A 21,446-nucleotide genomic window follows, 5' to 3' on the forward strand; every position below is an offset into this window, starting at 1 on the left:
CCGGACAGATCATGAAAATCGGTACGCTCCTGACCACCGCCATCGTCTCACTCTCGACCGTTGGCGGCGGCCTCGCCGTCTACGTCGCGGTGACGAAGTACCAGACGATGGAGCGGATCACCGAGGCCCAGGGGCGGCTCGCGATCGTCCGCGCCGTCAGCGACATCCCGCGCTATCTCAATCCCGAGCGCGGCTTTGCCACCAACATCCTCTATGGCCCCGCCACGGCGGACCCGGCGCAGCTCACCGAGCATGACAAGCTGCGCAAGCAGACCGACGGTGCCCGCGACAGGATGAACGGGCTGCGCAAGGACCTGCCGGGCCCGTTCGACGACGGCAACGCCCTCGGCGGCAGCATTGACGGCATCAATTCGAAATTCACGTCGCTGCGCGAGGCCATCGACAAGGCGATGGCGGGACCGCCGGAGGCGCGCAAGGACGCGGCGAAGAAGATCGTCGCCGACAACGCCGTGCTCAACGGTAGCGTGACCGCGTTGCTCAACGAGCAGGTCCGTCGCATGGCGATCCTCAACGGCGACGCCTACCGGCAGGCCAGCTACGCCAACATCGCGATGACATTGCGCGACGTGGGCGGCTTCAACTCCAGCCTGCACAAGAATCTCGTCGGGGGCAAGAAACCGGCGACTGATACCGAGAAAGCCGAGATCAGCCGCTCGCAGGGCCGCAACGACCAGATCGTGATGGCGCTGCTGGAGTTGCGCGGCAATTCCACAACGCCGGCGAACGTCGCCGCTGCACTGGAAAAGTTCAACGCGATCTATATCGAGGAGTTCGGTCGCGAGCTCAAGCTGGTGAAGGACGGTGCGGTCAGCGGCAAGTACGAACACGACATGGACACCTATTACGCCGCCACGCAGCGCGGCCTCAGCACCATCATCGAGGTCCGTGACGCGTTTTACGACAACGCCGAGCATGTCCTCTCCGGCGCCTCCTCCGCCGCCCACACCAGCTTCACGATTGCGCTCGTGGGTCTCCTCGCCGTGCTCATCGCCAGCGCCGGCCTCATCGTCATGGTCCGCCGCCGCGTCTGTGCCCCGATCGTCAGCCTGACGACCCGGATGTCGCGGCTGGCCGACGGCGAGGTTGCCGAAACCATTCCCGGCGCCGAGCGTTCCGACGAAATCGGCGCGATGGCCGCGGCCGTCCAGGTGTTCAAGGACAGCATGATCCGGGCCGATCGCCTTGCGGCCGAGAAGCAGGCCGAGAACGACGGCAAGATGCGCCGCGCACAGGCGCTCGACGGGCTCACCCGCGCCTTCGAGACCAAGATCACCGAGCTTGTCGGCGGCCTGTCCCGCGCTTCATCCACCATGGAGAGCACGGCGCAGTCGATGACCTCGACGGCGGCCCAGACCAACAGCCAGGCCGCGGTCGTCGCCGCTGCCTCACAGCAGACATCGACCAACGTGCAGACGGTCGCCAGCGCCACCGAAGAGCTGACCTCTTCGATCTCGGAGATCGGCCGTCAAGTGGCCCAATCCACCCAGATCGCAGCCCGCGCCGTCGACAACGCCCGCCGCACCGGCGACACCGCGCGTGCGCTGGCCGAGGGCGCGCAGAAGATCGGCGACGTCGTCACGCTGATCCAGAGCATCGCCGAGCAGACCAATTTGCTGGCGCTGAACGCGACCATTGAGGCCGCCCGCGCCGGCGACGCTGGCCGCGGCTTTGCGGTGGTTGCTTCCGAAGTGAAGTCGCTGGCGGGCCAGACCGCCAAGGCCACCACCGAGATCTCCGAGCAGATTTCGGCGATCCAGGCCGCGAGCGACGAGACCGTGACCGCGATCCGCAACGTCGCCGACGTGATCGGCGAGATCGACCAGATCGGCACCGCGATTGCGGCCGCGATCGAGGAACAGGGCTCGGCGACCAAGGAGATCGCCCGCAGCGTCCAGGAGGCCGCGCGCGGCACCCAGGAGGTCAACACCAACATATCGGGCGTGCAGCGCGCCGCCGACGACACCGGTGCGGCCGCGAGGGAGGTGCTGGGCGCAGCCGAGCAGCTCTCGAGCCAGTCACGCGATCTCGCCGGACAGTTCGACCGCTTCCTCGGTGAGGTCAGGGCGGCGTAAGGCGCTCAGTACGGCGGCGCCTTGCGCGCCCGCTGCGCCTTGGCCGCCTCGATCCACCATTCGAGATCGTCGGCGAAGCGCGGGAACGAGCGCTCCAGCGCCTTGCCGCCCTCGCCGATCGGCTCGCCCGCCTCCGACAGCGTCTGTGCGATCGGGCCGACGCCGATGGTGCTCGACACCACCACCATGCCCATCTCCGACAAGGTGCCATGCCAGGCGGTCGAGGCACGTGCGCCGGACAGGCGGCCGGCCGAATAGCTCACGATCGCGGCCGGACGCCAGAACCACTCCTCGAGGAAGTGGTCGGTGAGATTCTTCAGGCCCGGCTGGATGCCCCAATTGTATTCGCCGGTGACGAAGACAAAACCATCGGCGCCGCGAATCTCTCCGGCCAGCTTCTCCAGCGCCTCGGGTGCGGAACCCTTGGGATATTCCTTGTACATGCGATCGAGCATCGGCAAGCCGATCGCCTTGGCGTCGATGAACACGACGTCGTCGCCGCGGCCGCGCAGGCGATCGATGACGAAATTCGCAAGGCGGATGCCCATGCGGTCGGAACGGTAGGAACCGTAGATGACGAGAATGCGATTGCTCATGGCCGGTAGTCTAGCACGAGTGAGGAGGCCGGCCTCAACGTTTTGACGCGCTAAGTTCGCCGTCCGCGTTCGAGTGTTTGCGACGGCGTCTCGCCGAACTGGTCGCGATAGCTTCCGGAGAAGTCGCCGAGATGCCAGAAGCCGAACGCCAGCGCGACGGCCTTGACGCTGTCGGCACCGGCGAGCAGCCGCTGACGCACCAGCCACAGCCGCCGCAGGCGCAGATAGCGGTGCAGACTCATGCCGCGATAACGGCGGACGACGTCATGCATGGTGCGGACGGACAGGCCGAGCTTGCGCGCGATCTCGTCGCTGTAGATGGGCTGCGAGAGGTCGTCGGAAAGAAGCGCGCGGATATCCTGGAAGATCTTGAAGTTCCGCTCGTCATTGGGGCGCAGGGTCCAGCGCGCGGGAACGATACTTTGGAAAATTGCGTCGACAGCGCCCAGCAGAGTCTCCTTCATGGCGGCCGCCTTCAGCGGCACGTCGGGCGCATCGACCGGCTCCGACGCGGCTGCCAACACCTCCCGAACCACGCCGCGGAGCCGGTTCAAGCCCGTGGCGGTCGTTTCGAAAATCTTGAAGCTGAGGGCTGCTTGCGGCCAGCCGCGATCCGTCACCTCCGGCCTGAACACCACCGAGGCGATTTGCCGCTGCACCTCCTCGATGGTGGTGTAAGCCGCGCCGCCGCTGCCGATGACGATGACGGGTCGCGCGCGCTGCGTGCCGTTGAAGCGAACCGGCACGTCCAGGTCGTCCATCGTGAATCCGATCGCGGTGCAATTCTCGACGAGCTGTGCATCGACGACCCGCGGAAATGCCCGCGTCAAGTTCACGTCGCAGCCGGGCAGCGACAGAATGGTCTGCTCGGCCGAAATCCTCCGTACGAAAGGCGTGAACTCGAAGTTCAGGCCTCGTATGGCATTTCGAAATTCATCGACGTCGGAGAAACGAAATATCTTTGGCGCCAGCGCCGGCGCATCGTCAGTTCTGTTCATGGCAATATGAAACTTCGCGTCGCAACAAACGCGCGTCCGGCGACGATGCCGGCCCGATTTCCCCGTTTCGGTGTCCCCTCAGTCTGAAGGAATCACTTCAAACTATGTCGATCAGTTGGCGAGCGTCGAAGTCCGAGGACAAGTCGGCGCATCAGATCTCGCCGAATTTCGATAGCGTTTCCTGCGCTGCCAGCGGTGCGGCAATACCCGGACGATCGAAATCAAAATTTCAAATTAACGTCTGTCGGGCGGAATAAGCACAGTTTGATAGTCCCAATTAATTTTGAGTCAGGCCCCTGCCATGATGGCAAATTCGCCTGCTGATATTCTCGCCGAATTGGAAGAGGCGGTCGCAACGTGCCCGTCGGACCGCTGCGTACGCATTCTCTCCGGCATGGTGCAGTTGCTCATTGGCAGCCGCGACCAGTATCGGGAATTGCTCACCAACGTGGTCGACGGTGTTCTGCTGCGATTGACGGAACGGGTCGAAGCCAGCGCACTGGTTCAGCTCAGCACGGCGCTCGCCGAGCTTGACGTGGCGCCTCCCGAAACATTGTGGCGTCTCGCCTCACACGACGATCCCGACGTGGCGTGTCCAGTGTTGCTCAAATCGCAGGCACTCTCCGCAGCCGACCTCGAGGCTGTCATCGACTCCCGTGGCGAGCGGCATCGACGCGCGATCGCCGCCCGCAGCGACATCGCGCCGGCCGTGACCGAGGCGCTGGTCAAGCACGGCGGCCCGATCTGCCTCGCCCTGATCAAGAACCCGGGAGCGAAATTCTCCGACGCAGCCTATGCGGCGCTGATTGCCAAGGCCGACCAGGACGGCGAGATCGCGAAGGCGCTGGTGCTCCGGCCCGGCACGCCCGATTTGGTCGTGCGCAAGCTGCTCGCCGTCCCACCGGCCCGGAAGGCACCGGCCACGCCCAGCCCATCCTCCGCGGCGCCCGAGCCGGAAGCGGAGCCGGCTCCGCCAAAGCGGCCTTGCCGGGCCGACTATACGAGCGCGAGGCCGGAGATCGTCGCCCTCAACCGCATCGGCAAGCTGAACGATTCCACGTTGAACCGCTTTGCGATCCGCGGCGAGACGGCCAACCTGTTCACGGCGCTGTCGGTGCTTTCAGGGGCGCCGCTCGAAATCGTCGAGCATGTCATGAGCGACGACGATTGCGAGGGGCTGGTCATGGCCTGCCGGGCTTCGCGGCTGAACTGGCAGACCACCCTTACCATCCTGAGCAATCGTAACGGGAAAAGGCTCTCCTATGCCGAGCGCGAACGCGCGCAACGGATCTTCGAGACGCTGCTTCTGTCCACCAGCCAATGGACCGTGCGATGGGGGGAAATCGCTGCAAGCGCAAACACGAGCGATCCGGGAAATCGCGGCGCGAAGATGGGGGCTAGCGGATGAAGTTCGACGGTCGCAAAGCGCTGCGCGTGAAAATGGATCACAGGCAGCCGGTCAATCTGATGGGCTCGGACGGCACGTGGCGACGCAGTTGCGTTCTGCTCGACATATCGCAGAGCGGTGCAAAGGTCGAGGTCGAGGGCACGCTCGACGTGCTGCAGGCCAAGGAATTCTTCCTGCTGCTGTCGTCGACGGGGCTCGCCTACCGGCGCTGCGAACTGGCCTGGATCGACGGCACCACGGCCGGCGTGCACTTCGTCACCGCAGACGGCAAGAAGAGACCGGCCAGCGGACAGACGGCGGCAACGCGAAACGCGATTCAGAGCAGGTAGGCCTGGAGGCCCCCCACGAATTGAACTCCAGCAAAGTCCAGGTCGAACCGTGCTGAACGCGCGAACCTTACCGGGCCCGTCAAGCGTGACGCCCGCATCTGCGGAATGAGTGGAAAGCTGGAGAAGGCCCTGGTCGCCTCGTTCAAACCCGTCGCGCTCACGCGGTAAGCGCGTCAGACCCGTCTCGAACGCGGACCTAGTGCGTGGCCCGGTATTTGGCGCGGCGCGGAACGGACCGGCAGGCCAGCCCTTCGGCCAGCAGCTTCATGTCCTCGTGACGGCCGCTGCGGATCAGCCGGCCGAACTCTTCGGGTGCGAAAGGAAGACTTGGATCATCGTCGATCGGGCGCCGCACCCGCGGGCCGAAGAACCGCCGAACCAGGCTAGCCAGCCGCCGCATGTCAGTTCCCTCGCGCCAGCAACAAACCTCTCACGAGGCATATTGTTCCTGCTAGCGCGACAAGATTGCAAGAGCCAACTGACAGGTCGTCACTGAAATCTGCAAAGAGATCGGAAATCTGCAAGCCGACAGGTGTTACCCTACCCGATCCGCTTCAACGTCTCGATGTCGTCCATCGCGCTCGTCAATGCCCCGTTGCGATCGTGCACGAAGGTTTCGAGGTCCGACAGCACCGTGTTGATCATCTTGAGATTCTTGAACATCTCCTCGATCTGCGTCACGATGCTGTTGTAGCCCTCCTGGGTCTCGATCAGCTGGCCCCGGGTGTCGTTGATATTGGCTCCGAGCGACTCCAGCGATGTCTCCATGCCCTCGATCGAGGCATGGGTGCGCGTGAGGCTGTTCCTGGTATCCTGCGCGAGCTTCTTCACCTCGGTCGCCACCACCGAGAAGCCCCGTCCCGCTTCGCCAGCTCGCGCCGACTCGATGGTCGCGTTGAGCGCCAGCAGGTTGGTCTGGCCCGCGATCGTGTCGATGATCTTCAGGATGTCCCGCAGCCCGTTCATGGCCTGCGTGAGGCCGGAGAACTCCTGCGACAACGCCGTGGTGTCGGTCGCCTTCGCCGCCGATTGTGCGCTCACCACGATGACCGAGCGGATCTCCTCCACGATCGCATTGATCGAAGCCGTCTGCGTCAGCGCCCCCGCGACCTTCCCGCTCAGCGCCGCGCTGGCGCCCAGGTATTCGGTCAGCCGATTGACGATGCCGTCCTTGATCCGGTTCAGGAGGACCATCCGGTTGAGGTGGGCGCGCGTGAAATACTCGACGAAATGCGCGTAGTGGACCGGGAACATCTCGATGAACGAATCGTTCAACGGCTTTTCCCTGACGTCGAAGAACACGATCGCCGTGAGGGTCTGGTTGATGTTGATCCCGAACAATTCCCCGAAGGTGGAGAATCCCGCAACCGGCATCGGCCACATGCCGCTCATGTTGCGGAGCTTGTTCTCGTTGTTGAGGCGACGCAGGATGCAGTCGATGAGGATCGCGCCGATCGCCGGCGGCTTGTCGCGCAGGAAGGCTTCGAGGTCGCGCCGGGTCTGGTCCACGAAATCGGTAGCTTCCAGCAGCTCGAGCCTATCGCCCGAATTGACGTCGCAGAAGAATGAGACGACGCCGCTGTCCGCGTCGATGCCTGCGACCGAGCGAACGAACAGGTCGCCGCCGACCTCGACGCCGAAGGAATACTTCGTCATCATCGACATCAGGTTGGCCGGAGTCGTGTTCAGTGCCTTCGCAACCGCAACGGCGAACGGCTTGATCTCGTTGGCCTCGATGACGCCCGAGGCGGTGCGCCGATCCGGATCGGCGCCCATTACGACGAAGGATTTGCCAGTCTTCTTGAAATTCTGCGTCTTGAAGATGCTGTAGGCCCTTCCCGGCGCCAGCTTCATGAAGACGATGAGCGCATGGTTTTCGAGGATCTGCCTGCCGTCGTAGAGATAGGTGTTCTTGAAGTCGAGCTTGCCGCCGGCGGATCCTCCGACGAAAGCACACGGAAACTTGCCGCTCCTGTACACCGCCTCCATGAAATAATTCTCCGACGCGGACACGCCGTCCACCAGCGCGAAGGCAATCGTATCGCGCACGTTGATCGCGAACGGCGTCCTGATCGCGGCGACATCGCGCGTGATCGCCTCGATGCGCGCATCATGGGCCTTGGACGAATCGCCCTTGCGGATATCCTCATTGTGGAGGCTGACGCTGTGGATGCTGATGGACTGGAGCAGATCGGCCGGGAAGACCTGCACGACGACCGACGACCAGTTCGACCCTGTCGGCTTGTAGAGCGACTGGCCCGCCGAACACAGCTCGCCGGCAGTCGACATCGCGATCACCGGCGTCGAGCCCGCCAGCCTCTGCAGCGACGATACCACGCGCGCGAAATCGCAGTGCGGCGAGACGAACACGAGGGCGAGCGGCGAGCGCGCGCCTTCCACGACGAAGTCGCCCTCCGAAATATTCTGCAGCCGGTCGTCGCTCTCCAGCACGCGAACCGCGCAGGCCTCGCGAACGGCTTGCGCTTCATCGTGAATCTCCGGAGCGATCGACGGAGAAGGTTGCTTATGACTTGCCTGGGAAAAGAACGAGAGCATGGCAATATCCTTGCTTGACGCCTGACGCGTCACAAGGACTGAACTACCGATTCGAAATTGCCATTCGGTTATGGAACGCACGGGGCAGGCGCGTTTGTGCAGCAAAGAAGCACCGTGCGACTACGGATTCGCATCGTGCTGCGGGCTCATGATACCGACCGCGTCTGCGGATTTGATCTAGATCAAATTCTTGCGCGGCGCGCAATCGGGGCGGTGCTGAAATGGACTTCAGCACGCACCCGCGCCTGCTGATGCACGCACGCTTGCGGGCATCAACCTGCAGGCATCAACTTGCAGGCATCAATCGGCAAAGCCGACATAGCGCACGAAATCGTCGTTGCCCTCGCGATCGGAGCGAACGGCGTTGGCGGCAAAGCTGTCGTCGGGATAGCCCATCGCGACGCAGGTCATGATCACCTCGTCCTCCGGAATGTTTGCGACCTCGCGCACGATGTCGGAGCGCATGATGCCCTGCCCGTTGATCACCGAACCGAGACCGCGGTCCCAGGCCGCGAGCACGATGCCGTAGCAGAGCGCGCCCAGATCGAAATGGCAGACCGCGCCGGGATCGAGCACGCGGTCATAGGTCAAGACCAGCGAGACCGGCGCGTCGAACTGGCGGAAGCCGCGCAGCACCCAGTCCTGGCGCATCGGCTTGTCGTCGCGCGCGATCCCCATCGCGCCGAACAGTTTCTTGGCGACGTCGACTTGCCGCGTCCGGTGCACGCCCTGGTACTCGCCGTGGCTGACGATGTCGCGCTTGACCTTGGCACCGGCAACCATTTCCTCCATGTTGCGTCGGCGCAGCTGTTCCAGCGGACCGCCCGTGAGCACGTGGACATGCCAGGGCTGGGTGTTCATCGACGACGGCGCACGCTTGGCGCTGTCGATGATCGCCTCGATCACCGCGCGCGGCACCGACCCGTTCCTGAAGCCGCGCACGCTGCGGCGCGACTGGACCAGCGTTTCGAATTCCACCTCAAGACCTCCCTGCCCGTTCATCCCCCGGCATTGCAACACGCGAGCGGTTGCCGATGCGGCGCGCAATATCTATGCTAACCCGCAAGCAAGACCAAGAACCCTGTGAGGATCCCATGAAAGCCAACATGGCCGCACCGCTCGATCCCGTCATCGCCCAGATCATTCCGCTGCTGCCGATGCGCGATCACACGACGATGACGCCACAGAGCGCCCGCGATTCCTTGCGCGCACTGGCTGCCTCGCGCGCGGCCATACCGCCGCCGCCGGTCGACATCGTTGCGGATATCAAGGTGAAAGGCGGCGCCGGTCCGCTCGATGCACGTGTCTACCGGGTCGGCACCACGCCCGCGCCGACCGTGGTGTTCTTCCATGGCGGCGGCTGGGTCGCGGGCGACCTCGAGACCCACGACCGGCAGGCACGCAACCTTGCGATCGAGACCGGCGCGGTCGTCATTTCCGTCGACTACCGGCGCCCGCCCGAAACGCGCTTTCCCGGCGCGTTCGAGGACGCCTTTGCGGCGGTCAGCGACGTGTTTGGCCGCGTCGCGGAATTTGGTGGCGATGCAAAACGCCTCGGCGTTGCCGGCGACAGCGCCGGCGGCAATCTCGCGGCCACTACCGCGATCGCTTGCCGCGACGCCGGCATCAGGCTCGCCGCGCAGCTCTTGGTCTACCCCGTGACCGACGTCCTCGGCAGCTATGCGGACACGCGCGAGAACGCACGTTTTCCTTCGCGCGCTGAGAATGCCGATGGTTACTTCCTCTCTCGCGCTGTGATGGAGTGGTTTTGCGGTCATTATCTCGCCGATCCCTCGCACGCGACCGACTGGCGAGTTTCACCGCTGCGCGCCACCTCGCTCGCCGGCGTCGCGCCCGCGATCGTCACCACCGCCTGGTTCGATCCCCTGCGCGACGAGGGCGCAGCCTATGCACGGGCGCTGGAGGCCGCCGGTGTGCGGGTGAAGCATCATGAGGGTGCCGGCCTGATCCACGGCTATTTCGGCCTCGGCGACGCCTCCGAGGTGGCGCGGGCCGAGGCGCGGCGTGCACGAGCGGACTTCAAGGCGCTTCTCGCGCGGGGCGTATGAGCGGCTAGGCGCTCCGCGCCCGTTGCGTGTCGGTGTGCCCCCACGTTTGGTCCCAATCCTGACCGGCGGCATCGACGACGCGGCCGTCGGCTTCGAAGAACTTGTTCGGCACCTGGAAGATCGCCAGGATCAAGGCGCCCTCCGGGCACCAGGCGGCATGACGGCTGCCCGCCTCGCGCCAGATGAACTCGCCGGCCTTGCAGGCGATCCCCCTGGCCGGCCCCTCGTTGTCGACGAGAGCGCCCTTGATGACGTAACTCTGCTCGACGCCGACATGCTCATGATCGGGCAGCACCGATCCCGGCGCAAAGCGCATCAAGGCAGTCATCAGACCGCTGCTGCGATCGAACAGCAGCGTCTTGGCCTCGCAGCCGGGAAAGCGCGTCTTCTGCCATTCCATGTCTTGCGGCCGAACCAGGTGAGAATGCCGATCAGCCGCGGCATCCGGCACTTTCTCGATCAGAGTCTCCATCACGATGCTCCCTCCGGCTAAACTCGCCCGAAGCTAGCAGGATCGCCCGGCCCGGTCAGCGAGCAGTGCAGCAGGCCGTGGCCTCTGTCGAACTCGCGCCCGAAAAATCGCCAGGAAGAGCGGACGCAGGCGCTCATCCAGCTTGATTGCGCCACGATTCCCAGCTCCAATCCGCGTGCCATTTCTGGTTTAGGGAGACAATCATGATGAAGCGGATTTTCCTGGCTGCGATCGTTGCCACTTTTGCAGCGGGTTCGGCCTTCGCGGACGACACCTGCGAAAGCAAGGCCGTCGGCAAGGATGGCAAGGCCTTGGCTGGTGCCGCCAAGACCTCGTTCATGAAGAAGTGCAAGGCTGACGCCTGCACGCCCAAGGCGGTCAGCGCCGAGGGCAAGCCGCTCGCCGGTGCCGCCAAGAACAGCTTCATGAAGAAGTGCGAAGTCGGCGCGTAATCGCGCTACGAATTCGCTGCTTCTTTAGCGGGCAATCGCCAAACAAACTGCGTCATGGCCGGGCTTGTCCCGGCCATTCGCGTGTGTGTTTCCGTGTGCCAGGGTCCAAACCAAAATCATCCGAAAGCAGCGCCACCCTAGACAGGAGGCCTCGGCTGACCGATCATGCCGTGCTGGGCGACGGGGGCGCATCGACAGGGCTATCCAGGAAAGGGACGTCAAGATGTGGCAACCTCGAGTGCGTCATCAGATCATCGCGACAGTGAGCTTGCTCTTCGCGCTGCTCATGGGTCTTGAAGCCGCAAATGCGAGGGGCCCCGGCCTGCCCAACGTCATGGTACTCGCAACCGGTGGCACGATCGCCGGCAGCGGTGCGAGCAGCACCACCGTGGTCGGTTACACCGCAGCCACGGTGGGCATAGAGACCCTCCTGAACGCCGTCCCCGAACTGAAAACAGTGGCCAACGTCAAGGGCGAGCAGGTTTTCCAGATCGCCAGCGAGAACATGAACAATGACTACTGGCTCAAGCTCGCAAAGCGCGTCAACACGCTGCTCGCGCAGGACGACGTCGATGGGATTGTGATCACGCACGGCACCGACACGATCGAGGAAACCAGCTATTTTCTGGACCTCGTCGTCAAGAGCAAGAAACCTGTCGTCGTCGTCGGCGCGATGCGGCCGTCGACAGCGATCAGCGCGGATGGGCCTATCAACCTCTTTAACGCGGTGATCCTCGCAGGCAGTGACGAGGCCGTCGGCAAGGGCGTGCTGGTTGCCCTCAACGACCAGATCAACGCGGCTCGCGATGTCACCAAGAACAACACCTCGACGGCAGACACCTTCCGCACGCCGGAACTCGGCTTTCTCGGCTACATGCAGGGCAACAAGCCGTACTTCTATCGTCAATCGACGCGCCGGCACACGGCGGACTCCGAATTTGACGTTTCTAACCTCGATGTCCTGCCGCAAGTGGATATCGTCTACGGCTACGCCAACATGAACCGGGTCGCGATCGACGCTTTTGTCGCCGCCGGAGCCAAGGGGGTCGTGCATGCCGGCGTGGGTGACGGCAGCCTGGCTCGGCCCGCGGTCGAGCCGGCTCTCGACGAGGCCCGCAAGAAGGGTGTCGTGATCGTTCGCAGCAGCCGTGTCGGGAACGGCATCGTCGCGCGCAATGGCGAGGCCAAGGACGACGAACACGACTTCGTCGTCTCGGATACGCTCAATCCTCAAAAGGCGCGTATTCTGCTGATGCTGGCGCTGACCAAGACGACCGACACCAAGGATATCCAGCGGATGTTCTTCAGTTACTAGAGGGTCCGACCCGCGGTCGCTCCAAGACTCGTCATGCCCGGGCAGAAGCGCGAAGCGCCTCTTCGCGCTAGATGTCCCGGGCATCCACGTTCTTGTTTCCGTGTAGCAAAGGCCGTGGATGGCCGGGACAAGCCCGGCCATGACGGCGAGGCGATGGTCACTCCCGCTTGAACCGGTAATCAAACGCTCCGTCCAGCGGCTTGATCAGGCCGACCGTCGGCGCCGGGAAATGGATCGGCAGGATCAGCGTGTCGGTGTCGGCGACGGAGGCGAAGAACTTTCGCCGCGACACCGCCGACTGCTTCGCATCCCAATCGGGCTTGGACGACCACTCCGGCTCGCGGCACTGGATCTGGTGATGCATGAGGTCGCCGGCGACCACCGCGCGTTGCCCCTTCGAAAAGATGTTCACGCAGCAATGACAGGGCGAATGCCCCGGCGTCGGCGTCAGCGTGACGGTGTCATCCAGCGCGTAGTCATCATCGACCAATAGGGCTTGGCCTGCCTCGACGATCGGCAGGCAATTGTCCCGGAAGACCGTGCCGGGCGGGTTGTTGCCTTTGGCGTTCTCCGCCTCCCACGCTGCATACTCGCCCTTGTGGAAGACGTATTTCGCGTTCGGAAACGTCGGCACCCAGCGGCCGTCACGCAGCGTCGTATTCCAGCCGGTGTGGTCGATATGCAGATGGGTGCAGAAGACGTAGTCGATCTGCTCGAAGCCGATGCCGAGCGCGAACAATTCGTTGCGCCAGCGCTCCTTGCCGGGAAAATCGAACGGCGGCGGATGGCCCTTGTCCTCTCCGGTGCAGGTGTCGACCAGGATGGTGTAGCGTGGCGTGCGCACCACAAAGGTCTGGTAGGTGATGACCATCATGCCGCGCTCGGCATCGAACACCTCCGGCTCCATGGTCGGCAGATGGCGTTTGAACACGCCCTCGTCATAAGCCGGGAAAAAATCCTGCGGCCGCCGCCACGGCCCTTCCCGTTCGATCACCGCATCGATGGTGATGTCGCCGATCCGAAGTTGCTTCATGGTTGTTTCGCTCCCTTTTTGAGGGAGCGTAGCGGGCGGCATCAACGCGTCAAGGCGCGTCGCGGAATGTTAGCTCCGCAACCCCGGCGCTTCCTGCCCCGTGCGCGCGACGTATTCGGTGTAGCCGCCGCCAAACTGGTGGATGCCCTCGGGCGTCAGCTCCAGCACGCGGTTCGACAGGACGCTGAGAAAATGCCGGTCATGCGAGACGAACAGCATGGTGCCCTCGAAATCCGACAGCGCCGTGATCAGCATCTCCTTGGTGGCGAGATCGAGATGGTTGGTCGGCTCGTCCAGCACCAGGAAGTTCGGCGGATCGAACAGCATCTTCGCCATCACCAGCCGCGCCTTCTCACCGCCCGACAGCACGCGGCAGCGCTTCTCGACGTCGTCGCCGGAGAAGCCGAAGCAGCCGGCGAGCGCGCGCAAGGAACCCTGCCCCGCGGTCGGAAACGCGTATTCGAGTGACTCGAACACCGTCTGCTCGCCGTCCAGCAAATCCATCGCGTGCTGCGCGAAATAGCCCATCTTGACGCTGCCGCCGACCGCCACGGTGCCCTCGTCCGGCTCGCTCGCACCGGCGACGAGCTTGAGCAGCGTCGATTTGCCGGCGCCGTTGACGCCCATCACGCACCAGCGCTCCCTACGGCGGATCATGAAATCGAGCCCGTCGTAAATGCGCTTGCTGCCGTAGCCCTTGAACACCTGCTTGAGCGCAACGACGTCCTCGCCCGAGCGCGGCGCCGGCGGAAAGTCGAACGCCACCGTCTGGCGGCGGCGCGGCGGCTCGACCCGCTCGATCTTGTCGAGCTTCTTCACCCGGCTCTGAACCTGAGCTGCATGAGATGCGCGCGCCTTGAAGCGCTCGATGAACTTGATCTCCTTGGCGAGCATCGCCTGCTGGCGCTCGAACTGGGCCTGCTGCTGCTTCTCGTTCAACGCACGCTGCTGCTCGTAGAACTCGTAATTGCCGGAATAGGTGGTGAGCGAGCCGGAATCGATCTCGACCACTTTCGAAATCACGCGGTTGATGAACTCGCGGTCGTGCGAGGTCATCAGCAGCGTGCCTTCGTAGTCGTGCAGGAACTTCTCAAGCCAGATCAGGCTTTCGAGATCGAGATGGTTGCTCGGCTCGTCGAGCAGCATCACGTCGGGGCGCATCAGCAGGATGCGCGCGAGCGCCACGCGCATCTTCCAGCCGCCCGAGAGCTTGCCGACGTCGCCGTCCATCATCTCCTGGCTGAAGCCGAGGCCGGACAGCGCCTCGCGCGCACGGCCGTCGAGCGCGTAGCCGTCGAGCTCTTCGAAAGCGTGCTGCACCTCGCCATAGCGCGCGATGATCTCGTCCATCTGCTCGGCCTTGTCGGGGTCGGCCATGGCCGTCTCGAGCTCGTGCAACTCGGCCGCCACCGCACTCACCGGTCCTGCCCCGTCCATGACCTCGGCCACGGCGCTGCGGCCGGCCATCTCGCCGACGTCCTGGTTGAAATAGCCGATGGTGATGCCGCGATCGGTCGAGACCTGCCCCTCGTCGGGCAGCTCCTCGCCGGCGATCATCCGGAATAGCGTGGTCTTGCCGGCGCCGTTCGGGCCGACGAGCCCGATCTTCTCACCCTTGTTGAGGGCGGCGGACGCCTCGATGAACAGGATCTGGTGGCCGGCTTGCTTGCTGACGTTGTCGAGGCGGATCATGAGGTCTTTTTGGGGGATTGTTGCGTTGCAGCGTCATAGGCCATGCGGGCCGCCAGGGGAAGCCCGGCCGGGCCCGGATCAGCCCCGGCCGCCGCCCAAATTCGCGCAATTCGACCCGCAGCTTAGGGCTTGTAGACCTCCACCGTCTGCATCATGCCCATCTCCTCATGGTTCATCATGTGGCAGTGGAGCATGTAGACGCCGGCGAAATCGAGGAAGCGGGAGCGGAAAACGACCACGCCGCCTTTGCGCTCCACGATCACGGAATCCCGCCATTCCGGCACCGCCAGCGCCTTGCCATTGGCCGAGACCACCTGGAACGGGTTGGTGTGGATGTGGAACACGTGGTCGTCATGCTCATGCGTGTTGACGATGGTCCACTCCTCGACCGCCCCGAGCTTGACCCGCTGGTCGATCCGTCCGGGGTCGAACTTCTTGCCATCGACGAAGAATTCGAATTCCTGCCAATGGCCGGCGGCATCGGCCTCCGGCGCGGTCGCCGACAGCACCACCTTGCGGCGGTTGGTGATCTCGGAGTCCTTGATGGTCGCGAGCGGCGCCGGCGGCAGGGCGCGCGGCAGCGTCATGTCCATCGGCGCGCCTGACACCACGACCCGCGCCAGCGGCCCCACCGGCGAAGGATGGCCCTGATCGTAGGGCGCCGCATTGAAGGCGTAGGTGCCGGGGCTGCCTGCTTTCACCAGAATATCGGCGCGCTGCCCAGGCGCAATCAGGAGCTGCTTGAGCGGCTGCATGGCGCCGAGCTGGATGCCGTCATAGGCGATCGCATGCAGATCGTGCTTTTCCAGGTCGAGCAGCATGTCGTCCTGATAGGCGGCATTGAGGATGCGCCAGCGCTGCACCTCGCCGGGCCGCATCTCGATCATTGGCCGGCGCTGGCCGTTGATGGCGAGAAAGCGCGTCGCGGTTTCGGGAAACAGCGTCTCGAAATTCTCGACCATGCCGCTCGCGTCGTAGACCACCTGGGTGAGCACCATGAGGCGCTCGCGGGCTGTGGCGATCTCGGGAACGTCGGCGAAATCGCCCTCGATGACGACGGCACCGACCATGCCGGAGGACATCTGGATGTCGGCGCTGCCGTGGTGATGCGGGTGATACCAGTAGGTGCCCCTGGTGTGATCGGCCGGCAGGGTGATCTCGATGTTGTAGCTGCGGCCCGGAGCCATCGAGCGCATGACGTTGTCGGCAATCCCGCTCGGGCTGGTGTGCGCGCCGTGGAAATGGAAATTGGTGTTGTTGAACTGGTGCGGATGGCTGATGTCGGCCGGCAATCCATCGCGGTTCGGCGGCAGGTCGTTGATCATCTTGATGCGCAGCGTCTCGCCGGGCTTCATGCGCAGGGTCGGCCCGGGGCTGCCGCCCTCGTAGGATCTGACATAGAGCCTGACACCGCCGATCTGGCGGTAGGCATAGCCGACCCGCAAGGTCGTGCTCAGCACGCCATTGACGGACCGCCGCACCTCGGGCTCGAGCAGCGGCTGATCCATGGCGGAAACCGGCGTTTCCGGCACCATGCCCATGGTCGGCGACATGTCCGCGGTGTGCGAGGCGCCGGCATGGTCGTGCACGGCATGCTGGGCATTCGCTGCCCCTGCGACCAGCGACAAAGCGCCTGCCTTGAGACCGTAATCGAGCAATTGGCGTCGCGAGAGCTTTGTCATATCCGCTGTGACTGGAGAGACGTCGTTCGGATCGTGCTGCATTTGCGTTTCGCCCCCGTTGCCCATCCGTCTTCAGTTTGATTCGATTCTAAAGCAAGCGCGAAACGTCGATCCCATCCGGGAAGCGCACGACATTCACCGGTTGTAAACGCCCAGACCCTTTCTATCGTCGTATGACGAATCATGACGGATTCGAGCTAGCATCGATGCGAACTCTCCGGGCATCGATGCCGCAAGCATCATGATGTTCTCGAAACCTTGTACAAGGATCTGATCATGAGGCCTTCGCGACGCGAGTTCGTGAAGTGGTTATCGGCGGGAGGCATCTCGGTCAGCCTGTCGCATCTGGCTTCGGCGGCGGGAGTTCCCTTCGCAGCCCACGAGACGCTACCTGGACGCGGCAAGTTCAATCCCGCGACAAAGGGCGCCGGCCGTGTCGACGGCGTCGCCAAGGTCACCGGCGCAAAGCTTTACGCCTCCGACTTCCGGGCCAACGATCTCCCGGGTTGGCCACCGGCCACCTCGCACGCGATCCTGGTCCGCGCCAACGACGCCACGCACGTCTGTACCGGGCTGGACCTCGCCCGCCTCGGCGGCGCGCTCAAGCCGTCGGTGGTGATCACCGCCGCTGATCTCGACCGGATCGGGACGCAGGTGCCGGAATTCTATGCGGGCGACCTGTTCTGTCCGATCGGCACGACGCCGCTCTATCTGGGACAGCCGGTCGCGCTTTTGATCTTCGAAAAATTCGACGCCTTCGACCAGGCGCGTCTCGCGCTGCGCGACGGCACGTTCGTCCAATTCGGCGAGGAGACCGGGCCTGTCCTCGTCCCGGATTACGGAGCCTTCCGCTTCACCCGCGTGGCAGGTCCCTCGCCTGACAAGCCGGATGTCTATTCGCCGCTCCAGGCCGGCTGGGTCTCGCCCAAGAAGGTACAGAGCGCGGCGCTGCCGGTGTGGTCGCCGCTCGCGAAGGACATGCCGGCGGATTACGCCAAGGCGGCGAAATATGGCGAGCAGATCCGCGCCGAGCTTGCAGCGGACGACGCCTCGATGCTGGTGCTCGACCGCGAGTTCGAGACGCAATCGGTCGACCCGATGTTCCTGGAGCCGGAATGCGGGCTCGCCTGGTACGACGGCAAGGGCGGCAATCTCGAACTGCTGCTTGGCGTCCAGTCGCCCTACGAGGCGGCGGATTCGATCGCGCATCTCTTGGGCAAGGCCCGCGCGCCCTACAAGCCGGCGCACATCAACGCGCAGTTCGCCCATGTCGGCGGCGGTTTTGGTGGCCGCGATCACACACCTTTCATTCTCTACGTTGCGCTCGCGGCGGTCTGCTTTCCCGGCAAGCCGGTGCGGCTGGCGCATGACCGCTACCAGCAGTTTCAGGCCGGCATCAAGCGCCACGCGATCAAGATGCGCTCGCGCATCGGCATCGATCGCGCGACCGGCAAGATCAAGGCGTTCGCCGCCGATCACGTGCTCGACGGCGGCGGGCTCGCCCATTTCTCGGCCAGCGTCGCCGTCGTCGCGGCCACCGGCGCGATCGGCATCTACGACATTCCGAAGGTCGACGTCAGGACCGTCGCGGTGCACTCGCGCGGCGTGAGCGCGGGCTCGATGCGCGGCTACGGCATCCTGCAAGCCATGACGGCTCTGGAGGTCCTGATCGACGAGGCGGCGTCCGAGCTCAAGACCGATCCGATCGAATTCCGGCGGCGCAATGCGCTACCCCAGAACGGCCGGACCATGACGGGCAATCCCTACATCGTCTCGGTGCGCACGCCCGAAATCCTCGACAAGCTCGAGAAGCACCCGATCTGGCAGCAGCGGGCGCAATTCAAACAAGCATCGTCGGATCGGCTGGTCGGCACCGGCGTCGCCTGCGTGACGAAAGACTATGGCTCCGGCGCGGACGGCTCGCTCGGACGCGTGGAGCTTGCCCCCGACGGCAGGATCGTCATCTATTGCGATCATGTCGAGATGGGCAACGGCATCGGGACGGCGCTGGCCAACCGGGTGGCCGGCCATCTCGGCGCCATCGCCGACGAGATCTCGGTCGCCCGCGTCGACAGCTATGACGTGCTCGGGCTGGTCACATCAGGCGATCCCTCCACCATCGACCAGAAGACCCAGGATGCCGCGGAGAAAAACCCGCGCTGGGTGCCCGCGATCAGCTCGCCGACAAGCTCCTCGATCGGCGCGCATGTCGGCACCCATTCCGCCGGGGAAGCCGCCCGCGTCATCTTCCGCTTCGGCCTGTGGCCTGCGGCGCTGGAGCTGTGGCGCATCGCGAAGGCCGATCCGCGCGCGCGGCAATGGGCCAGCGCAAGCTGGCAGAACGGCCAGCTCACCATGCCCGGCCTCGAACCGCTCGCCCTCCCCGTGCTCGCGGCAACAGCTCACGCGCGCGGCTTCGTCACCGGTGCGGTTGCGCACAGCTTCTCGCGCTGGGCGTGGTCGCGTGCACGCTTTCCGCTGTCCGGCGAGCAATACCGCGCCGACATCGACGCGCTCGCGATCCGCAAAGGCAACGGCAAGTTCGAGCGGATCAACCGCACCAGCGTCAAGTTTCCGCCGACCGACAACAACCGGATCGGCACCGCCTACACCTCGATGTGCGGCACGGTCGTCCGCGTCGAGATCGAGCGCGCAACAGGCGCGCTTCGCATCGCCAAGGCCTATAGCGTGTTCGAATGCGGCACCGCGCTGGTGCCCGAGGTGGTGATGGGCCAGGCCCAGGGCGGCTTCGCCATGGGCGTCGGCTACGCGCTGCTCGAAACCCTGCCCCCATTCGAGGGCGGGCCGGGCAACGGCGAATGGAATCTCGGGCGCTATCTGGTCGCACGCGGCTCCGACCTGCCGCTCCGCGATCTCGAGATCGAGATGCTGAAGCCGCTAGTCCCAGACGAAGCACCGAAGGGCATGGCGGAGGTCGTGATGATCCCGATCGTGCCGGCGCTCATCAACGCCATCCACGACGCCACCGGCCATCGCTTCCGCGCGCTGCCGGTCACCGCAAGCCTATTGAAGGGAGTGCTCGCGTGACGACCCTCAGCCTCACCATCAACGGCCAGAAGCACGGTCCGATGGACGTCCGCGACGACCTCTCGATGAACGATTTCCTGCGCGAGATGCTGGGCATGACCGGCACCAAGTTCGGCTGCGGCGCCGCACAGTGCCTGAGCTGCGCCATCATCGTCGACGCGCCCGACGGCACCAGCACCACCAGCCCGACATGCGTCGCGCCCGCCGTCAATTTCGACGGCAAGTCGATCCGCACCGTCGAGGGGCACGCCAGGGACGGCCAGCTCTCGGCATTGCAACAGGCCTTCATCAATCACTTTGCTTTTCAGTGCGGCTATTGCACCGCCGGCTTCCTCAATGAGGGCCAGGTCTTGCTGGAGCGCCTGGCGCGGACACCGGTCGCGCGCGAGGCACTGGAGCAGACCATCGCGGATGCGCTCGACGGTCATCTCTGTCGCTGCACCGGCTACGTCAAATATCACGAGGCGGTGCGCGACGTGATCCTCGCCGATTCGAACCGCTACCTCATTGCCACCAAGTGAGCGGACACCATCCATGAGATCCGACACGCGGTTTCGTACAATGGCCGTCATCGCCACCCTCGCCGGCAGTCTCAGTGCGGGCTACGCGGCGTCGGAGACGGCGAGCCACGCCCTCGCCTCGCCCGAAAGCTTTGCCGCGATCGGCGACACAGAGAAGCGCTCGGCCGCAATCTTCACCGAGCTCGGCAAGGTGCTGACGCATCCGCGTTGCACCAATTGTCATCCGGCCGGCGATAGGCCGCATCAGGGCGACAGCGCCCGCCTGCATCAGCCGCCGGTCACGCGCGGCGCTGACGGCCATGGGCTCGAGGCGATGCGCTGCAACACCTGCCACCAGAAAGCCAATTTCGAGCCCGGCCGCATGCCCGGCCATCCCGACTGGCACCTGGCCCCGCGCGAGATGGCCTGGGAGGGCAGGACCATCGGCGAGATCTGCGAGCAGATCAGGGATCCCGCCCGCAATGGTGGGCGCAAGGTGGAAGACCTGATCGACCATATCGGCAAGGACACCCTGGTCGGCTGGGCCTGGAAGCCCGGCTTCGGCCGCTCGCCCGTGCCGGGCACGCAGGAGCAGGCCGGCGCGCTTGTCGAGGCCTGGGCGAAGACCGGAGCGGCGTGCCCGGCTCCGTAGGGCGAGCGCCGCTTGAAATACTGCACCTCGCGTTCGTGCTTCCCGGCCCTGACGAATTAGGCCGGTCCGGTCAGGATCCGAAAGCCGCGAGACCCGCCAATGCGACCTGCGCGTCCTGGGTTGATTGCATGCCCGATACGCCGATCGCGCCGATCACTCTGCCGTCGCGCAGGATCGGAAGGCCGCCTTCCAAAGGCGTCAGGTTGGTCATGCCCAGAAGCCGCAGATGGAGGCCACCGTCGGCGAGCGCGGATTCGAACAGCGCCGTCGATCGCCTGAAATCGACTACCGTTTTCGCCTTCTGCTGAGCGACGAGCACGCTGCCATGCTGCGCCTGATCGAGACGATATAGCAGCACGAGATGGCCGCCGCTGTCGGCGATGGCGATCACCATGGGCCATCCCTGCCGCTCGGCTTCGGCGCGGGCCGCACCGGCGACGAGCGCCGCCTCGTCGAGCGTTATGGGGGCGCCGTAGAGAGGCGTCAGGGCTGCGAGAGGCGCTTTTGCCGTCGAGGGGGCGATCTTCGTCATGGAGAGCTCCAGGTCGTTG

General features: G+C 64.7%; 19 protein-coding genes. 9 read left to right on the plus strand and 10 right to left on the minus strand.

Annotated features, from left to right (window positions below; genetic code table 11):
• Nucleotides 1-11: 11 nt before the first annotated feature.
• A complete protein-coding gene (locus JQ591_RS11580; RefSeq protein WP_211396110.1) occupies nt 12-2,093 on the plus strand; it encodes a methyl-accepting chemotaxis protein in 2,082 nt (693 codons plus the stop codon).
• 5 nt (nt 2,094-2,098) lie between these two features.
• On the opposite strand, the gene JQ591_RS11585 is transcribed toward JQ591_RS11580, so the two are convergent.
• Complete coding sequence (locus JQ591_RS11585; RefSeq protein ID WP_211396111.1) at nt 2,099-2,689, minus strand: NADPH-dependent FMN reductase; 591 nt, start codon at nt 2,687-2,689, stop codon at nt 2,099-2,101.
• 50 nt (nt 2,690-2,739) lie between these two features.
• On the minus strand, nt 2,740-3,687 hold the full coding sequence (locus JQ591_RS11590) for an AraC family transcriptional regulator (protein ID WP_211396112.1): 948 nt from the start codon (nt 3,685-3,687) through the stop codon (nt 2,740-2,742).
• A 301-nt stretch (nt 3,688-3,988) separates the two neighbouring features.
• On the opposite strand from JQ591_RS11590, the gene JQ591_RS11595 reads away from it, so the two are divergent.
• Entirely contained in the window at nt 3,989-5,095 is a 1,107-nt protein-coding gene (locus tag JQ591_RS11595) for a DUF2336 domain-containing protein (protein WP_211396113.1), read from the plus strand.
• The gene (locus tag JQ591_RS11600; RefSeq protein WP_211396114.1) at nt 5,092-5,424 is read left to right on the plus strand and encodes a PilZ domain-containing protein; all 333 of its coding nucleotides are present in this window, start codon (nt 5,092-5,094) and stop codon (nt 5,422-5,424) included. Before JQ591_RS11595 ends, JQ591_RS11600 begins: the two co-directional genes overlap by 4 nt.
• Before the next feature lie 196 nt (nt 5,425-5,620).
• On the opposite strand, the gene JQ591_RS11605 is transcribed toward JQ591_RS11600, so the two are convergent.
• The 3 genes from JQ591_RS11605 to JQ591_RS11615 all read right to left on the minus strand — a co-directional run bounded on the left by JQ591_RS11605 (nt 5,621) and on the right by JQ591_RS11615 (nt 8,958).
• Nucleotides 5,621-5,824 (minus strand): hypothetical protein, encoded by a 204-nt coding sequence (locus JQ591_RS11605; RefSeq protein WP_211396115.1) that lies wholly within the window; start codon nt 5,822-5,824, stop codon nt 5,621-5,623.
• 140 nt (nt 5,825-5,964) lie between these two features.
• On the minus strand, nt 5,965-7,980 hold the full coding sequence (locus tag JQ591_RS11610; RefSeq protein WP_211396116.1) for a methyl-accepting chemotaxis protein: 2,016 nt from the start codon (nt 7,978-7,980) through the stop codon (nt 5,965-5,967).
• A 300-nt stretch (nt 7,981-8,280) separates the two neighbouring features.
• On the minus strand, nt 8,281-8,958 hold the full coding sequence (locus JQ591_RS11615; RefSeq protein ID WP_211396117.1) for a nitroreductase: 678 nt from the start codon (nt 8,956-8,958) through the stop codon (nt 8,281-8,283).
• Nucleotides 8,959-9,086: 128 nt separating this feature from the next.
• Here JQ591_RS11615 and JQ591_RS11620 point away from each other — a divergent pair, with 128 nt between their 5' ends.
• Nucleotides 9,087-10,049 (plus strand): alpha/beta hydrolase, encoded by a 963-nt coding sequence (locus tag JQ591_RS11620; RefSeq protein ID WP_211396442.1) that lies wholly within the window; start codon nt 9,087-9,089, stop codon nt 10,047-10,049.
• 4 nt (nt 10,050-10,053) lie between these two features.
• Here JQ591_RS11620 and JQ591_RS11625 read toward each other — a convergent pair whose 3' ends face one another.
• Nucleotides 10,054-10,521: a cupin domain-containing protein gene (locus tag JQ591_RS11625; protein WP_211396118.1), complete on the minus strand. Its 468-nt coding sequence runs from the start codon at nt 10,519-10,521 to the stop codon at nt 10,054-10,056.
• A 203-nt stretch (nt 10,522-10,724) separates the two neighbouring features.
• On the opposite strand from JQ591_RS11625, the gene JQ591_RS11630 reads away from it, so the two are divergent.
• A complete protein-coding gene (locus tag JQ591_RS11630; protein ID WP_211396119.1) occupies nt 10,725-10,973 on the plus strand; it encodes a hypothetical protein in 249 nt (82 codons plus the stop codon).
• 223 nt (nt 10,974-11,196) lie between these two features.
• Entirely contained in the window at nt 11,197-12,288 is a 1,092-nt protein-coding gene (locus tag JQ591_RS11635) for a type II asparaginase (protein WP_211396443.1), read from the plus strand.
• A gap of 157 nt (nt 12,289-12,445) precedes the next feature.
• Here the strand turns inward: JQ591_RS11635 and JQ591_RS11640 are convergent, their stop codons facing one another.
• The 3 genes from JQ591_RS11640 to JQ591_RS11650 form a co-directional block, all read right to left on the minus strand.
• A complete protein-coding gene (locus tag JQ591_RS11640) occupies nt 12,446-13,321 on the minus strand; it encodes an MBL fold metallo-hydrolase (RefSeq protein WP_211396120.1) in 876 nt (291 codons plus the stop codon).
• A gap of 69 nt (nt 13,322-13,390) precedes the next feature.
• Nucleotides 13,391-15,013 (minus strand): ABC-F family ATP-binding cassette domain-containing protein, encoded by a 1,623-nt coding sequence (locus JQ591_RS11645; protein WP_211396121.1) that lies wholly within the window; start codon nt 15,011-15,013, stop codon nt 13,391-13,393.
• Between the two features lie 122 nt (nt 15,014-15,135).
• A complete protein-coding gene (locus JQ591_RS11650; protein WP_211396122.1) occupies nt 15,136-16,695 on the minus strand; it encodes a multicopper oxidase family protein in 1,560 nt (519 codons plus the stop codon).
• Nucleotides 16,696-16,971: 276 nt separating this feature from the next.
• Here JQ591_RS11650 and JQ591_RS11655 point away from each other — a divergent pair, with 276 nt between their 5' ends.
• The 3 genes from JQ591_RS11655 to JQ591_RS11665 are packed head-to-tail and all read left to right on the plus strand — an operon-like array spanning nt 16,972 to nt 20,895.
• Nucleotides 16,972-19,743, plus strand: a complete 2,772-nt coding sequence (locus JQ591_RS11655; protein ID WP_211396123.1) for a xanthine dehydrogenase family protein molybdopterin-binding subunit — start codon at nt 16,972-16,974, stop codon at nt 19,741-19,743.
• On the plus strand, nt 19,740-20,264 hold the full coding sequence (locus tag JQ591_RS11660; RefSeq protein ID WP_211396124.1) for a (2Fe-2S)-binding protein: 525 nt from the start codon (nt 19,740-19,742) through the stop codon (nt 20,262-20,264). Before JQ591_RS11655 ends, JQ591_RS11660 begins: the two co-directional genes overlap by 4 nt.
• 13 nt (nt 20,265-20,277) lie before the next feature.
• Complete coding sequence (locus JQ591_RS11665; RefSeq protein ID WP_211396125.1) at nt 20,278-20,895, plus strand: Isoquinoline 1-oxidoreductase subunit; 618 nt, start codon at nt 20,278-20,280, stop codon at nt 20,893-20,895.
• 70 nt (nt 20,896-20,965) lie between these two features.
• Here the strand turns inward: JQ591_RS11665 and JQ591_RS11670 are convergent, their stop codons facing one another.
• Complete coding sequence (locus tag JQ591_RS11670) at nt 20,966-21,427, minus strand: GlcG/HbpS family heme-binding protein (protein ID WP_211396126.1); 462 nt, start codon at nt 21,425-21,427, stop codon at nt 20,966-20,968.
• Nucleotides 21,428-21,446 lie beyond the last annotated feature (19 nt).

This window comes from Bradyrhizobium canariense (assembly GCF_018130465.1).
In the GTDB taxonomy this organism is placed as follows: domain Bacteria; phylum Pseudomonadota; class Alphaproteobacteria; order Rhizobiales; family Xanthobacteraceae; genus Bradyrhizobium; species Bradyrhizobium canariense_C.

Excerpts from the sequence above, each read along its gene's own strand:
- JQ591_RS11665 (WP_211396125.1), top strand. The coding sequence starts at position 20,278 with ATGAGATCCGACACGCGGTTTCGTACAATGGCCGTCATCGCCACCCTC.
- JQ591_RS11625 (WP_211396118.1), bottom strand. The coding sequence starts at position 10,521 with ATGGAGACTCTGATCGAGAAAGTGCCGGATGCCGCGGCTGATCGGCAT.
- JQ591_RS11645 (WP_211396121.1), bottom strand. The coding sequence starts at position 15,013 with ATGATCCGCCTCGACAACGTCAGCAAGCAAGCCGGCCACCAGATCCTG.
- JQ591_RS11630 (WP_211396119.1), top strand. The coding sequence starts at position 10,725 with ATGATGAAGCGGATTTTCCTGGCTGCGATCGTTGCCACTTTTGCAGCG.
- JQ591_RS11655 (WP_211396123.1), top strand. The coding sequence starts at position 16,972 with ATGAGGCCTTCGCGACGCGAGTTCGTGAAGTGGTTATCGGCGGGAGGC.
- JQ591_RS11620 (WP_211396442.1), top strand. The coding sequence starts at position 9,087 with ATGGCCGCACCGCTCGATCCCGTCATCGCCCAGATCATTCCGCTGCTG.
- JQ591_RS11610 (WP_211396116.1), bottom strand. The coding sequence starts at position 7,980 with ATGCTCTCGTTCTTTTCCCAGGCAAGTCATAAGCAACCTTCTCCGTCG.
- JQ591_RS11650 (WP_211396122.1), bottom strand. The coding sequence starts at position 16,695 with ATGACAAAGCTCTCGCGACGCCAATTGCTCGATTACGGTCTCAAGGCA.
- JQ591_RS11670 (WP_211396126.1), bottom strand. The coding sequence starts at position 21,427 with ATGACGAAGATCGCCCCCTCGACGGCAAAAGCGCCTCTCGCAGCCCTG.
- JQ591_RS11635 (WP_211396443.1), top strand. The coding sequence starts at position 11,197 with ATGTGGCAACCTCGAGTGCGTCATCAGATCATCGCGACAGTGAGCTTG.
- JQ591_RS11590 (WP_211396112.1), bottom strand. The coding sequence starts at position 3,687 with ATGAACAGAACTGACGATGCGCCGGCGCTGGCGCCAAAGATATTTCGT.
- JQ591_RS11640 (WP_211396120.1), bottom strand. The coding sequence starts at position 13,321 with ATGAAGCAACTTCGGATCGGCGACATCACCATCGATGCGGTGATCGAA.
- JQ591_RS11580 (WP_211396110.1), top strand. The coding sequence starts at position 12 with ATGAAAATCGGTACGCTCCTGACCACCGCCATCGTCTCACTCTCGACC.
- JQ591_RS11605 (WP_211396115.1), bottom strand. The coding sequence starts at position 5,824 with ATGCGGCGGCTGGCTAGCCTGGTTCGGCGGTTCTTCGGCCCGCGGGTG.
- JQ591_RS11585 (WP_211396111.1), bottom strand. The coding sequence starts at position 2,689 with ATGAGCAATCGCATTCTCGTCATCTACGGTTCCTACCGTTCCGACCGC.
- JQ591_RS11595 (WP_211396113.1), top strand. The coding sequence starts at position 3,989 with ATGATGGCAAATTCGCCTGCTGATATTCTCGCCGAATTGGAAGAGGCG.
- JQ591_RS11600 (WP_211396114.1), top strand. The coding sequence starts at position 5,092 with ATGAAGTTCGACGGTCGCAAAGCGCTGCGCGTGAAAATGGATCACAGG.